The organism is Halomonas halodenitrificans DSM 735 (genome assembly GCF_000620045.1).
In the GTDB taxonomy this organism is placed as follows: domain Bacteria; phylum Pseudomonadota; class Gammaproteobacteria; order Pseudomonadales; family Halomonadaceae; genus Halomonas; species Halomonas halodenitrificans.
The window spans coordinates 134,344-147,899 of sequence record NZ_JHVH01000008.1 but is presented as its reverse complement, the minus strand read 5'-3'; the positions used below and the strand labels follow the sequence as shown (position 1 = coordinate 147,899).

Genomic DNA, 13,556 nt, shown 5'->3' with positions numbered 1-13,556 from the left:
AGCTGCTGGAAGGGTTTGTCGCGGCGGAAGTTTTCGATGGCATCATAGTCGCTCATGCCTAGACACAGCAGACCCAGGTAGCTCTTGACCACGTCGCTGGTGCGCATACCCAGCGTGGTGGGGAAGCGGCCGTCGATGCTGTCGACGCCGGCGATCTCGATGCACTGCCCGATGATCGACAGCCCGGAATGGCTGGTGAGGGTGCGGCGACTGGCGCGGAACTTTATGTTGGGCATGGCACTGTCTGGGTGAATGGCGATAATGGCTATATTGCCATGCAGGTCAGTGGGTTAGAAGTGCTTCCGGGGGCCGGTCTCACGGATTCAGGAATCAGTTAGGCAGTATTGTTGTATCTAATCAACCCAGTAAATTAGTCAAGTAAGGGAGTTGTTTGATGTGAGTCAATAAATTGACTGGATAGTAATCGGCCCCCGGGGCTCCGGATGGTGGCCGAGTGAAGCAAGAGGATAGGCCTCCCAGGGAGGGGAGGGTCACGGCTCGCTGGCCGCGTGCAATGCGTTAAACCCCGGAAGGGCAGCCCTAGGCTGCCCTTCCGGGGTTGCGTCTTCGGGGGGCGTCAGGTGGTGGCGAGCAATACCACGCAGAGGGCGGCGGAGATCCACATGGCGGGGCGAATCTCGCCGATCTTGCCGGTGGCCATCTTGATCATTACATAGCTCAGGAAGCCGAAGGCGATCCCCAGCGTGATGGAATACGTAAGCGGCATCAGGATGATGGCGAGAAAGGCCGGGAAGGCCTCCTCGTAGCGGCTCCAGTCGATGCGGCCGATCGGGGAAAGCATGAATAGCCCCACCAGCACCAGTGCCGGGGCGGTGGCGATGGAGGGCACCAGCGATAGAAGCGGCGACAGGAACAGGAAGGGCAGGAACAGAAGGGCGATGGTCACCGCGACGAGCCCGGTGCGTCCCCCCTGGGCCACGCCGGCGCCGGACTCGATAAAGGTCTGGGCGGCACTGGTGCCGAGCGGGGCGGCGATCATCGAGGCGAAGGCATCCACGGTCATGGACCGCTTGAGGTTGCGGGGATTGCCGTCCTGGTCCTTGAGGTCGGCCGACTCGGACAGCGCCATGAAGCAGGAGAGGGCGTCGAAGAAGTTGGTGAACAGCATCACGAAGATAAAGGGCAGATAGGCCACCTTGAGCGCGCCGAGGATATCGACCTTCATGACGGCGCTGAAATCGGGCCAGGCGGCAAACCCGCTCCACTCGACCATCATGTCCCCGCCCCACAGCCGTCCCATGGGGGCCGCCATGAGTGTGGTCAGCGCGATGCCCAGTATCAGGGCGCCGTTCATGCGCAGGATGACCATGACGGCGGTCGCCATCAGGCCGATGAAGAAGGTCACCAGGCCGGGGCCAAAGCTTCCCAGCGTTACCAGGGTGGCGTCACTGCCGACGATAAAGCCGGCGTTCTTCAGCCCGATAAAGGTAATAAAAAGGCCGATACCGCAGGTAATGGCGTAGCGCAGTGACGCGGGAATCGCCTCGATGATCGCCTTGCGGACATTGAAGACGGCGAGCACGGCGAACAGCACCCCGGACCAGAATACGCAGCCCAGGGCGACCTCCCAGGAGAGGCCGGCCCCCAGCACCAGCGTATAGGTGAAAAGGGCATTCATGCCCATGCCGGGAGCGACCAGGATGGGGTTGCGGGCATAGAGGCCCATGGCCAGGCTGCTCATGAAGCTGATCAGCACGGTGGCGGAGAGGGCTGCCGAGAAGGGGATGCCGGCTTCGGCCAGGATCGCCGGGTTGACCACGATGATATACATCGAGGCCAGGAAGGTGGCGATGCCGGCGAGGATTTCGGTCTTCAGGCTGGACCCGCGCCGGCTGACACCGAAATAGCGGTCGAGTACATGGAGGTCGGACGCTGCCGGCATGTCCGTCGTGTCGCCTGCCAGTGACGAAGTAGTGGAACGCATGGGCTTTCCCTTGTTGTTGTATAGAGATACGTCGGTGGTCATCGGACGCCAGTTGGCGGCCGCTTGGATTGACCAACCGGTCAGCTTGCCGCGGTTGTTAGCCTAGGCAGAAGCTGACCGATCGGACAAGTTGCTTGACGCCATGGCGTTCAACGGTCGGCGCGGACAACGCTTGCATCGCGCCGGTGCTGCAGGCGTCCGGCGGCCCAGGTCTCGGCCACGCAGCGGTCGTCCCCCATCATCATCAGCGCGAAGAGGGTCTCGGCAAGGGATCGGCTGCGTGCCGTGCGGCGTGCCAGCAGCGGCGTGGCGGCCGGGTCGAGGACCACGAAGTCGGCGTCGTGCCCCGGGGTCAAACGACCGATGCGCGCGTCGAGGGACAGCGCCCGGGCGTTGCCCAGCGTCAGCCCATAGAGACCCTGCCAGGCGGTGAGGGGCTGGCCGCGGAGCTGGCCCACCTGATAGGCGGCCTTGAGGGTCGCCAGCCCCGAGAGGTCGGTGCCACCGCCGACGTCGCTGGCGAGGGTCACGTTCAATGCCGTCTCCCGGGCGGCCTGTCGGTCGAACAGGCCGCTGCCCAGGAAGAGATTGGAACTGGGGCAGAAGGCGAGGTTGGCGCCACGCTCGGCCAGGCGCCCGCGCATCTCGTTGTCGAGATGGATGCCGTGGGCAAAGGTACTGCGGGGGCCGACCAGTCCCGACTGCTCGTAGACCTCGAGGTAGTCGCGGCTGCCGGGGAAGAGCTCGGCGACCCAGTCGAGCTCGCCGGTGTTCTCGGCCAGGTGGGTCTGCAGCCAGAGGCTGGCATCGCTGCGCAGCATGGCGCCGGCGGCATCGAGCTGTTCGCGGGTGGAGGTCGGCGCGAAGCGCGGGGTCAGGCTGTAGCCGAGCCGTCCCTTGCCGTGCCAGTCGGCGATCAGTCGTTCACTGTCGCGGATGCCGCCTTCCGGGTCATCGGTCAACCCCTTTGGGGCGTGGCGGTCCATCAGCACCTTGCCGGCGAGCATACACAGGCCGCGGCGATGGCTGGCGGCGAAGAAGGCATCGACCGAGGCCGGATGACTCGAGCAGAACACCTGGGCGGTGGTGGTGCCGACCCGAAGCATCTCGTCGAGGAAGGCCTCGGACAGGGCCGCGGCGTGGTCGGGGTCGGCGAAGCGCTGTTCCTCGGGAAAGGTATAGTCATTGAGCCAGTCGAGCAGCTGGCGGCCGTAGGAGGCGATGATCTCGAGTTGCACATAATGGACGTGGCTGTCGATAAACCCCGGGGTGATCAGCTTGCCGCGGTGGTCGATGACCTCGGTGCCCGGCGGCAGGGTCGGCGCCAGGCTGGCGTATTCCTCCACCGCGCGGATGCGGCCGTTCTCGATCCACAGGGCGCCATCGCTGATATGGCGCACGCTGCCCGGTGCCGGGGTGTCATTGTCGCCGGGGTCGGCATCGAAGCTCAGCAGTTCGGCGCGCAGCACGCGCGAGTCGGACTTTGTCATCTTTGGGGCTCTTGGTTGCCACCATCGGGCTGACCCGGCAACAGGCTTACTTCTCTCCTCTTCGGCCTGTTCCCGGCGCCCAATGGCGATAGTTGGCGAGGCTCAGTGAATCTTTTGGGCCGCTGGCTAGAAAAGAGCGCGCAGCTCGGCCGGGTCCAGGCCGCGCTGGTCGGCGGGGGCGTTATCCGCCACCAAGGGCAACAGCTCGGCCAGGGTGGCCAGGGCGATGGCGTAGGGGCGCTTGTCGCCGCCCGAGTCACCCATGGGGCAGCGCACCCGTGTCAGCGCGGCGTCATCGTGGCCGGCATCACGCAGGCGCGAGCGGAAGCTGGCCCACTTGCTCCGGGAGCCGATCAGGCCGATGGAGGCGCAGTCCCCGCGGCGCAGCAGGGCGTCGATCAGGGTGCGATCCTCGGCGTGGTCGTGGGTCATCACCAGGCAGTGGGTGCCGGCGGGCAGGGCGGCCACGGCCGCCTCGGGGTCCGGTGTCGGCCGGCAGGCCAGGCGTGCCCGCGACGATGCCCAGTCGGGAAAGGCGTCGTCACGGCTGTCATGCCACAGCAGTCGCCAGCCGAGCGGGTCCGCGAGGCGCACGATCTCGGTGCCCACATGGCCGGCACCGAACAGTGCCAGGGTGGTCACGCTACCGGGAAAGACCTCGATCAGCACATTGACGAAGCCGCCACAGCACTGGCCGCTGCGCCCCCCCAGGCTGAAGGCCTCGAGGCTGATGCCGGGCTCCGGTTGCCCCTCGCCTCCGGCCAGGCGCTGCCTGGCGGCGGCGATGGTCTGCCATTCGAAGGTGCCGCCCCCCAGGGTGTCGTAGATGGCGTCCGGGGTGATCACCATGCGCGCCCCGGGTTCACGGGGCGTCGAGCCGGCGCTGGTCACCTGGGTCGCCAGGGCATGAGCCACCCCGGCCTGCTGCAGGCGGTGCAGGGCGGCGTGCCAGCTTTCGGGACGCTCACTCATGTCACCTTCTCCTCTCTTGGCCCCTTCGCTTCAGGGGCACGCAGCGCCTCGGCGGCCATCAATACCCGCTCCGGGGTCGCCGGCGTATCCAGCCGCGGTGATGCGCGATAGTCCACAAGGCTTGCCAGGGCGTCACGCAGGGCGGACCACACCGAGATGGCCAGCATGAAGGGCGGCTCGCCCACCGCCTTGGAGCGGTAGAGGCTCGCCATGGAGTTCGGATGGCCCTCCAGCAGCTCCACGTTGAACACCGGCGGCAGGTCGCCGAAGGTGGGAATCTTGTAGGTGGCGGGGCCCTCGCTGAGCAGGCGCCCGGCGGCGTTCCACCTGAGCTCCTCGCTGGTCAGCCAGCCCATGCCCTGGATGAAGCCGCCTTCGACCTGGCCCATGTCGATGGCCGGATTCAGCGAGTCACCGACGTCGTGAAGGATATCGACCCGCGATACCTGGTATTCCCCCGTCAGGGTGTCGACGTGGACCTCGCTCACGGCGGCGCCGAAGGCGTAATAGTAGAAGGGACGGCCCCTGCCGGTTTCGCGGTCATAGTGAATCAGCGGCGTGGCATAGAAGCCCTTCTCGGAAAGCGACACCCGGCCGAAGTAGGCCGCCTGGACCAGTTCGCCCCAGGGGATGCGGCGTTCGCTTGCGCCGCGGCCGGCCACCAGGTGCCCGGCTTCCAGGCGCATGCCCTCGCGGTCCAGGCCCTGTTCCGTGTGGAGATGCTCGGCGGCGAAGTCGAAGAGGCGTTCCTTGAGCCTGAGGCAGGCGTCCCGGGCGGCCATGCCGTTGAGGTCGGCGCCGCTGGAGGCGGCCGTCGGCGAGGTGTTGGGGACCTTGTCGGTGCGCGTGGCGGTGATGCGCACTGTATCGAGGTCCAGCCCCAGCTCGCGGGCCACCACCTGACAGATCTTGGTGTGCAGGCCCTGGCCCATCTCGGTGCCGCCGTGGTTGATCTGCACACTGCCATCGGTATAGACGTGGAGCAGGGCGCCGGCCTGGTTGAGGTGCTGGGCGGTGAAGGAGATACCGAACTTCACCGGCGTCAGCGCCAGCCCCTTCTTGATCACGGGGCTCTCGGCGTTGAACTCGGTGATCTCACGGCGACGCCGCCAGTAATCGCTGCTCGTCTCCAGCCGCTCGATCAGTTCGTGCAACAGCCCGAGCTGTTCCACCGTCTGGCCGTAGTGAGTGGTGCGCCGCTGGGGGGCCCCGTCTTCCTGGCGATAGAGGTTGCGCTTGCGAATCGTCAGCGGGTCCTCGCCGACGCGGCGGGCGATATCGTCCATGGCCGCCTCGATGACCATCATGCCCTGGGGGCCACCGAAGCCACGAAAGGCGGTGTTGGAGGCGAAGTGGGTGCGGGCGCGGTGGCCGGTGACCCGGGCCTGACCCAGGGAGTAGGCGTTGTCGGCGTGGAACATGGCGCGGTCGACGATCGCCTCGGAGAGGTCCGGCGAGTAGCCGCAGTCGCCGATCACCGTGAGCTCTCCGCCCTGGATCACGCCCGCCGCGTCGATCCCCAGTCGGTAACGGTTGTGGAAGGGGTGACGCTTGCCGGTGGCGCGCATGTCCTCGGCGCGGGGCAGGCGTAGCCTGGCGGCGCGTCCCGTGCGGCGGCTGATCAGGGCCGCCATGCAGGCCCAGGGCGAGGCCTGGGTCTCCTTGCCCCCGAAGCCGCCACCCATGCGGCGTACCTCCACGGTGACCGCATGCAGCGGTACCCCCAATACCTCGGCGACCAGTTTCTGGGTCTCGCTGGGGTGCTGGTTGGAGGTATGGACCATGACCCCATCGTCCTCGGTGGGGGTCACCAGGCAGGCCTGGCCCTCCAGGTAGAAGTGCTCCTGGCCGCCGACAAACTGTTCGCCTGCCACGGTCAGCGGTGCCTGGGCCAGGGTCGCCTGCCAGTCGCCGCTCTGCTGGACGTGGGTGGGGCGCACGAACTCACCGCGCTCGGCGGCGGCCACCGGGTCGAGGCTGGCCGGCTGCTCGTCGATTTCCACCACGCCCGCGTCCAGGGCCGCCTTGACGGCCTCTCGGGCGGCGCGATGACTCTCGGCGGCGACCGCAAACAGTGCCTGGCCGGCGTAGCTGATCTCCGTGTCGATAAAGATCGGGTCCCCGGGAAACACCGGGCCGATATCGGTATGCCCCGGCACGTCGTTGAATCCGATGGCATCCACCACACCGGGTAGCGCGCGGACGCGGGTGAGGTCGAGACCCACCACGCGGCCATGGGCCACCGGCGAGAGCGATACCGCCAGGTGCAGGCAGTTCGCCGGGGCCGGGATATCATCGATATAGGTGGCACGCCCGGTCACGTGCTTGATGGCGCTCTCGTGGGCCTGGGCATTGTGGGCCTGAGGGTCGTGGGCCTGAACATTGTGAGAGGCGTTTCGGCGTTGAAGGGGCTTAGTGAGCGTACGCATGCAGCATGACCTCCCGGGAGCCGTGGGCCTTGTCGTAAGACGCGTGATCATCGTCCAGCACCAGGCGCAGGCGTTCGAGCAGGTTGGCGGCGGTCAGGCGCCGGTAATCGGCGCTGCCCCGCCCATCGCTCATGGGCTGGAAGTCCGACGCCAGGGCGGTGCGCGCGGCGGCGAAGGCCTCGGGTGTGGGGGGGCGTCCCTCCAGGGCGCCCTCGGCGGCCGTGGCCCGCTTGGGAATCGCCGCCATGCCGCCGAAGGCCAGGCGCACATCGCGCATCACGCCGTCGGTTAGGCGCCAGGCGAAGGCGCCCAGCACCGCGGAGATGTCGTCCTCGCGGCGCTTCGAGAGCTTCCATACCCTGAGCTCCCGTTCGGGGTCGGGGCGCGGCAGGAAGATGGCACGCACCACCTCGCCCTCGCGCAGCGCGGTGTGCTTGTAGTCGAGGAAGAAGTCATCGAGGGGCAGCTCCCGCTCGGTTATTTCTTCTCCTTCTCCTTCTCCTTCTCCTTCTCCTTTACCGTCTCCGGGGCCCGCCAGCCAGAGGCGTGAGCCCAGGGCGAGCAGCACCGGGGGTGTGTCGCCGATGGGTGAGGCATTGGCGATATTGCCGCCCAGAGTGCCGCGGTTGCGTACCTGGGCCGACCCCAGGCGGTGCAGGAGGTGGGCGAAGCTGGGGTAGTGCTCGGCCAGCAGCGGCTCGAGGCGTGCATAGGTGACCGCGCCCCCGAGCCACCAGCCGCGCCGCCTGTCATCCAGTGTGGCCTCCTCGAGGGCCTGGAGCTCGGGTACCCGGGTGAGGTCCACAACGCGGGGGAAGCGCGTCAGACGCTGGGTGACCTCGAGCCAGAGGTCGGTGCCCCCGGCGACCAGCGGTGCCTCGGGGTTGGCGCGGCGCTCGGCGATCAGTGCCTCCAGGGAGTCGGGCTGGGCGAAGCCGATATCCCCGGGCGGCGACGCCGGTGCCCCGGTGGCGGGCGCTCGGGGCGCCTCCGCCTCGCCGGCGCTTTCCCGGGGAGGCGGCTCCCACGCCTTGACGGCGGGCTCCGGGTGGTCGGCCAGGGTCATGGCGGCATCGCGAATCGGGCGATAGCCGGTGCAGCGGCACAGGTTGCCCCCCAGCGCCGATTCCAGGCGCTCCGGCGTCAGCGGGGCGGGGTCGTGCCGCTGGCCCTCATGCAGGGTGAACAGCGACATCACGATGCCTGGCGTGCAGAAACCACACTGGGTGGCATGGCACTCGACCATGGCGGCCTGGGCCGGATGCAGGGCATCGCCCCGGGCCAGCCCCTCAACGGTCACCAGGGCGCGGCCATTGAGCTGATGGGCGGGGGTGATGCAGGCGTTGGCGGCGTGATAGCGCCAGGCGCCGGTGGTGTCGGCCTCGCCGATGGCCACGGTGCAGGCGCCGCAGTCGCCGGTGGCGCACCCCTCCTTGGTGCCGGTCTGGCCCAGGGTGTCGCGCAGCAATTCGAGCACGCTGGTATCGGGCGTGGCCTCGCACCGACGCGGGGCGCCGTTGAGCAGAAAGTCGATCATCGCCATGTCTCTTGTCGTTGGCATTCAGGCGGTGGTGGAATCCGGTATTGATATCTACCGCGGGATTCTCGAATCGATACTTGACCAATCGGTCAGTTTCGATTTCAGCTTGGTTCAGGAATGAGAGGAATGCAAGTCCTGGTTCGTCGGCTCTTCCCACGGTTTGCACCGCTATCGGGCGTGCGGCAAACTCCTGCCATTCAGACCGGCCAGGAGAGCCCCATGACCCAGCGCGATGTTGCCGCTTCCGTTCGCACCGACAACGGCAACGGCGCCACCCGGGAGCGCAATGAGCGAGAGATCCTGGCCGCCGCCGAACGGGTCTTCGCCAACCATGGGTATCGCGGCGCCAGCCTGGCCGCTATTGCCGCCCAGGCGGGGCTCCCCAAATCCAACCTGCTTTACTACATGGGCAGCAAGCGCGGGCTCTATGTGCGCCTGCTGGAGCGCATGATGGCGCGCTGGAATGCGCTTCTCGACGATATCTCCGCGGAGGACGACCCGGCCGAGGTGCTGGAAGCCTTCATACGCAGCAAGATGCAGCTCTCCCGACGCCACCCCGAGGGGTCGCGGCTGTTCGCCGCCGAGATCCTGGCGGGCGCCCCCTTCCTGCAGGACTATCTGCGCGGCGACCTGCGCGACTGGGTCCAGGCCCGCGCGGCGATTTTCCGCCAGTGGGCCGAACGCGGCCTGATGGACCCGGTCGACCCGGTCTGGCTCATCTTCCTGATCTGGTCGGCCACCCAGCACTACGCCGATTTCGAGGCCCAGGTGCTGGGTATCACCGACCGGGACGCGCTGTCCGACGCCGACGTCGAGGAGATCACCGTCTTCCTGACCCGAATGGTGCTCAAGGGGTGCGGCGTGGCGCCCCGGGCCGACGAGTCGGAGCGCTGAATCCCGTATGACGTTGCCCATCGATACGCGTCTCGAGGCGATTCATGACGCCCTGGTCGGTCATCCGCGTGCGCTGCTGGTGGCCGAGCCCGGGGCCGGCAAGACCACCCGAGTCCCGCTCGCCTTGCTCGAGGCACCCTGGGCCCGGGAAGGGCGCCTGCTGCTGCTCGAGCCGCGGCGGGTGGCGGCGCGACTGGCCGCGGGCTTCATGGCCGAGCAACTGGGCGAGCGCGTCGGGCAGACGGTGGGGTATCGAATGCGCGGCGAGAGCCGGGTGGGGCCCGCCACGCGCCTGGAGGTGGTGACCCAGGGAGTCTTGACCCGGATGCTGCAGGAAGACCCTCTCCTCGAGGGCGTGGCCGGGATCCTCTTCGATGAGTTTCATGAACGCAGCCTGGAGGCGGACCTGGGGCTTGCCCTGGCCCTGGACGCCCAGACGGTACGCGAGGACCTGCGCCTTTTGGTGATGTCGGCCACCCTCGACGTCGAGGCGCTGCTCGGCGTGCTGGGTCACGAGACGCCGGTGATCGACTGCCCGGGCCGGGCCTTTCCGGTCGAGACACGCTACCGAGCGCTCGGCGCCCGGGACGCGCCCCCTGAGTCGCAGGCCAGGGCCCTGCTCGATGCCATGGCCGAGCAGCAGGGCGATGCCCTGGTGATCCTGCCCGGGGTGGCGGAGATACGCCGCCTGGCGGGGGAACTGGCCCGGCGTGCCCCGGAACTGCTCGTGCTGGCGCTGCACGGCAGGCTGTCCCTGGAGGAGCAGCGCCGGGCCCTGCGTCCGGATCCCGAGGGGCGGCGCCGGGTAGTGCTGGCCACCGCCATCGCCGAATCCAGCGTCACCGTGGACGGCGTGCGGCTGGTGGTGGATGCCGGCCGGGAACGGGTGCCGGTGTTCCAGCCACGCAGCGGCCTGACTCGCCTGGAGACCCGCCGTGTCAACCGGGCCAGTGCCGACCAGCGCCGCGGTCGGGCCGGCCGCCAGGGGCCGGGGCTCTGTGTTCGGCTGTGGGCCGAGGAGCAGCCCATGAGCCCCCACGGCGAGCCGGAGATCCGCCAGGCGGACCTGGCCCCGCTGGCGTTCGAGCTGGCGCGCTGGGGCATCACCGATGCCCGCCGGCTGGCCTGGGTCACTCCGCCGCCCGCCGGTGCCCTGGCCGCCGGGCAGGACTTGCTGCGTCGCCTGGGGCTGCTGGACGCTGGCGCTCATCTCACCGAACTGGGGCGCGCCGCGTCGCGCTGGCCGACGCATCCCCGCCTGGCGGCGATGCTCGAGCGTGCCGCACGGCGCGAGGCGCTGGCATTGGCCTGTGCCCTGGTGGCACTGCTGGAGGAGCGCGGTGTCGACCCGGAGCGTGACCTGGAGCGCATGCTGCAGTCACGGTTGCGTGAGCCCCGGGCCCACCGCCAGTGGCGCCGAGAGGCCGAGCGTCTGGCCCGCATCGCCCGGGTGCCCCTCGAGGTGTCCGATTCGGCGCCGCTGGGCGAGCTGCTGGCCATCGCCTACCCGGAGCGTATTGCCCAGCGCCTCGAGGCCCCGGGTCGCTTTCGCCTGGCCGGCGGAGGGCTGGCGACCCTGCCCGAGGGCCACCCCCTGGGCCATGCCTGTCTCCTGGTGGCCGCCGAGCTCTCCGGGGAGGCCAGCGGGGCGCGAATCTTCCGCGGCGTGGCGCTCTCCCGGGAGCGGCTGGAAGCGCTCTATCCCGAATGCGCCGAGTGGCGCACGCGTCTCGAATGGTCCGACGACCTGGGCGGCCTGAAGGGCGAAGAGGTGCGGGGTCTGGGGGCCGTGGTGCTCGAGCGGCGGGCCCTCCAGACGATGCCGCCGGAGGCGGTGCGCGATGCCCTGCTCGATGCCCTGCGCCGTCGCGGGCTTCCGGATAGCGAGGCGCTCACCCAGTTGCGCGGCCGCCTGGCGCTGCTGCGACGCACCCTGGGCGATGACTGGCCCGAGGCCTCCGAGGCGGCGTTGCTCGAGAGCCTCGATGACTGGCTGGGGCCGCACCTCCATGGCATCCGCCGCCTGGACGCCGTGGAGCGCCTGCCCCTGGCCCGCCTGCTGCTGGACACCCTGGCGTGGCCGCTGCGCGCGCGTCTCGATGAGCTGGCCCCGGAGCGCCTGGCCGTGCCCAGCGGCGCCAGCCATCGGATCGACTATGCCCCCTGCCTGGAGGGCAAGCCGCCGGTGCTGGCGGTGAAGCTGCAGGAGTGCTTCGGCTGGCACGCCTCGCCGCGGGTCGCCGATGGGCGGGAGGCGGTGCTGTTGCACCTGCTCTCGCCGGCGCGGCGCCCACTGCAGGTCACCACCGACCTGGCCAGCTTCTGGGCGGGGAGCTACGCCCAGGTGCGCCGCGAGATGCGCGGTCGCTATCCCAAGCATCCCTGGCCTGAGGACCCCCTGACCGCCGAGGCCACCGCCCGTACACGGCGCCGGGGCTAGGCGGCGTCGACAGGCAGGGATGCTGCTATCAGGATCGCCGTTACCGACCAAGCAGGATCGTCGTTATCGATCGAGTCGCGTGGCCTGCCTTGTTAAGATGCCGCCATTACCCCCTCCAGCAGGAGCCGCAATGTCGAGCGCATCTATTTCCTGTCCCTGTGGCAGTGCCAGGCCGTTGGCCGAATGCTGTGGGCGTTATCATGACGGGGCGCCTGCCCCCACGCCGGCGGCCCTGATGCGTTCGCGCTACAGCGCCTTCGTGCTGAAGCGTACGGATTACCTCCTGGCCAGCTGGCACCCCGATACCCGTCCCGCCGAGCTGGGGGCGGATGACGCCACCCAGTGGCTGGGGCTGGAGGTGTTGCACAGCGGCGAGCAGGGCGACCGGGGCTGGGTGGAATTTCGTGCCACCTTCCGCGAGGGGCACGACTACGGGGTGCTGGAAGAGGCCTCGGAATTTCGCCGGGACGATGGCCGCTGGCGCTACCTGGATGGCCGGCCGACGGTGTCGCGCCTGAAGCCCGGTCGCAACGACGCCTGCCCCTGCGGTAGCGGGCGCAAGTTCAAGCGCTGCTGCGACCTGGGCTAACATCGCCCCGTCTGATACCGGCCGGATGCCGGGCTGATACCGGCCGGATGCCGGGCATGGCTGGCCGTCGCCTGGCCGGGCCCTTAAACTGGTGGGCCGTCGCCTCGATCCCCTTCACCCTTACGCTCGGATGCACTCCCATGGCCCAGACCCTCTCCAAACGAATCAACAAGTACATCAGCGAAAGCGGCATGTGCTCGCGGCGAGAGGCCGACCGATACATCGAGCAGGGCAATGTGCGCATCGATGGGCAGCGGGCCACCCCCGGCGACCGGGTCGTGCCCGGCAGCGTGGTCAAGGTCAACGGCCAGGTCGTCGAGCCCCTGGCGCTGGAGGACGAGGACCAGGTGTTTATCGCCCTCAACAAGCCGGTGGGCATCGTCAGCACCACGGACCCCGACGAAAAGGCCAATATCGTCGACTTCGTCAAACACGGTACCCGCATATTTCCCATCGGCCGCCTGGACAAGGACTCCCAGGGACTGATCTTCCTGACCAATAACGGCGACCTGGTCAACCGTATTCTGCGTGCCAGCAATAATCACGAGAAGGAGTACCGGGTCACCGTCAACAAGCCGATTACCGACGAGTTTATCGCCGGCATGGCCGGCGGCGTGCCGATCCTCGGCGAGATCACCAAGAAGTGCCGGGTGGTCAAGGAGTCGCGCTTCGTCTTCAACATCACGCTGGTCCAGGGGCTGAACCGCCAGATTCGCCGGATGTGCGAGGTGTTCGACTATGAGGTGACGAGGCTGGAGCGCATCCGCATCATGAATGTGTCGCTCAAGGGGCTGGCCACGGGGGACTGGCGTGACCTGACGCCCGACGAGGTGGCGACGATACTGGCCATGACCGAAGGCTCCGCCTCCGAGGACCCGTCGGCCGGGCGCCGGACGGCACGCCGCAAGGGCGGTGGTGCCGGCAAGCCGTCGGGCAAGGCGGGGACTCGACAGCGAGCCACCGCCGGGGGCGAAGGCGGTCGGCCCCATAAGCCCGGCAAGTCCGGTGAGGGCAAGCCCGGCAAGGGCAAGTCCACCGGCGGCAAGCCACCCAGGCGCAAGGCCGGGGAGAAGGGCGTGGCACCCGGCAAGACGCCGGGGGGCAAGAAGGCCGCCGCGAAAAAGCCTGCGGCGAAACAGCCCGGCCCCAAGCCCAAGGGCGGGCGTCCCTCCGGTTCCCGCGCCAAGGCGGCAGGGCCGGGGGCCAAACCCCGGGGCAAGAAGAAGTAGTCTCTCGCTTCACATCCATGGAATACCG

Annotated in this window: 9 protein-coding genes and 1 pseudogene; 4 read left to right on the top strand and 6 right to left on the bottom strand. The window is 68.5% G+C overall.

Annotation, left to right across the window (positions count from 1 at the left end):
• The 6 genes and pseudogenes from Q358_RS0105840 to xdhA form a co-directional block, all read right to left on the bottom strand.
• Positions 1-236: pseudogene (locus Q358_RS0105840) on the bottom strand (IS1380 family transposase); the annotation flags it as partial.
• Between the two features lie 341 nt (positions 237-577).
• Entirely contained in the window at positions 578-1,945 is a 1,368-nt protein-coding gene (locus Q358_RS0105835) for an NCS2 family permease (protein ID WP_027961194.1), read from the bottom strand.
• Between the two features lie 149 nt (positions 1,946-2,094).
• Positions 2,095-3,435 carry a guanine deaminase gene (guaD, locus tag Q358_RS0105830; protein ID WP_027961193.1) on the bottom strand — a complete coding sequence of 447 codons (1,341 nt, stop codon included), beginning with the start codon at positions 3,433-3,435 and terminating at the stop codon, positions 2,095-2,097.
• 126 nt (positions 3,436-3,561) lie between these two features.
• Positions 3,562-4,407: a xanthine dehydrogenase accessory protein XdhC gene (xdhC, locus tag Q358_RS0105825; protein ID WP_027961192.1), complete on the bottom strand. Its 846-nt coding sequence runs from the start codon at positions 4,405-4,407 to the stop codon at positions 3,562-3,564.
• Positions 4,404-6,836 carry a xanthine dehydrogenase molybdopterin binding subunit gene (gene xdhB / locus Q358_RS0105820; protein ID WP_027961191.1) on the bottom strand — a complete coding sequence of 811 codons (2,433 nt, stop codon included), beginning with the start codon at positions 6,834-6,836 and terminating at the stop codon, positions 4,404-4,406. Before xdhB ends, xdhC begins: the two co-directional genes overlap by 4 nt.
• On the bottom strand, positions 6,820-8,373 hold the full coding sequence (gene xdhA, locus Q358_RS0105815) for a xanthine dehydrogenase small subunit (protein WP_027961190.1): 1,554 nt from the start codon (positions 8,371-8,373) through the stop codon (positions 6,820-6,822). The genes xdhB and xdhA overlap by 17 nt, the downstream gene beginning before the upstream one ends.
• A gap of 222 nt (positions 8,374-8,595) precedes the next feature.
• Here xdhA and Q358_RS0105805 point away from each other — a divergent pair, with 222 nt between their 5' ends.
• From Q358_RS0105805 to rluF, 4 genes are all read left to right on the top strand, one after another.
• The gene (locus Q358_RS0105805; RefSeq protein WP_027961189.1) at positions 8,596-9,270 is read left to right on the top strand and encodes a TetR family transcriptional regulator C-terminal domain-containing protein; all 675 of its coding nucleotides are present in this window, start codon (positions 8,596-8,598) and stop codon (positions 9,268-9,270) included.
• A 7-nt stretch (positions 9,271-9,277) separates the two neighbouring features.
• Positions 9,278-11,710, top strand: a complete 2,433-nt coding sequence (gene hrpB / locus Q358_RS0105800) for an ATP-dependent helicase HrpB (protein ID WP_027961188.1) — start codon at positions 9,278-9,280, stop codon at positions 11,708-11,710.
• Between the two features lie 130 nt (positions 11,711-11,840).
• Complete coding sequence (locus tag Q358_RS0105795; protein WP_027961187.1) at positions 11,841-12,299, top strand: YchJ family protein; 459 nt, start codon at positions 11,841-11,843, stop codon at positions 12,297-12,299.
• A gap of 140 nt (positions 12,300-12,439) precedes the next feature.
• Entirely contained in the window at positions 12,440-13,528 is a 1,089-nt protein-coding gene (rluF, locus tag Q358_RS0105790; RefSeq protein WP_027961186.1) for a 23S rRNA pseudouridine(2604) synthase RluF, read from the top strand.
• The last annotated feature ends 28 nt before the right edge of the window (positions 13,529-13,556 follow it).

Coding starts and splice junctions, on each gene's coding strand:
- rluF (WP_027961186.1), top strand. CDS start 12,440: ATGGCCCAGACCCTCTCCAAACGAATCAACAAGTACATCAGCGAAAGC.
- xdhA (WP_027961190.1), bottom strand. CDS start 8,373: ATGATCGACTTTCTGCTCAACGGCGCCCCGCGTCGGTGCGAGGCCACG.
- guaD (WP_027961193.1), bottom strand. CDS start 3,435: ATGACAAAGTCCGACTCGCGCGTGCTGCGCGCCGAACTGCTGAGCTTC.
- Q358_RS0105835 (WP_027961194.1), bottom strand. CDS start 1,945: ATGCGTTCCACTACTTCGTCACTGGCAGGCGACACGACGGACATGCCG.
- hrpB (WP_027961188.1), top strand. CDS start 9,278: ATGACGTTGCCCATCGATACGCGTCTCGAGGCGATTCATGACGCCCTG.
- xdhC (WP_027961192.1), bottom strand. CDS start 4,407: ATGAGTGAGCGTCCCGAAAGCTGGCACGCCGCCCTGCACCGCCTGCAG.
- Q358_RS0105795 (WP_027961187.1), top strand. CDS start 11,841: ATGTCGAGCGCATCTATTTCCTGTCCCTGTGGCAGTGCCAGGCCGTTG.
- xdhB (WP_027961191.1), bottom strand. CDS start 6,836: ATGCGTACGCTCACTAAGCCCCTTCAACGCCGAAACGCCTCTCACAAT.
- Q358_RS0105805 (WP_027961189.1), top strand. CDS start 8,596: ATGACCCAGCGCGATGTTGCCGCTTCCGTTCGCACCGACAACGGCAAC.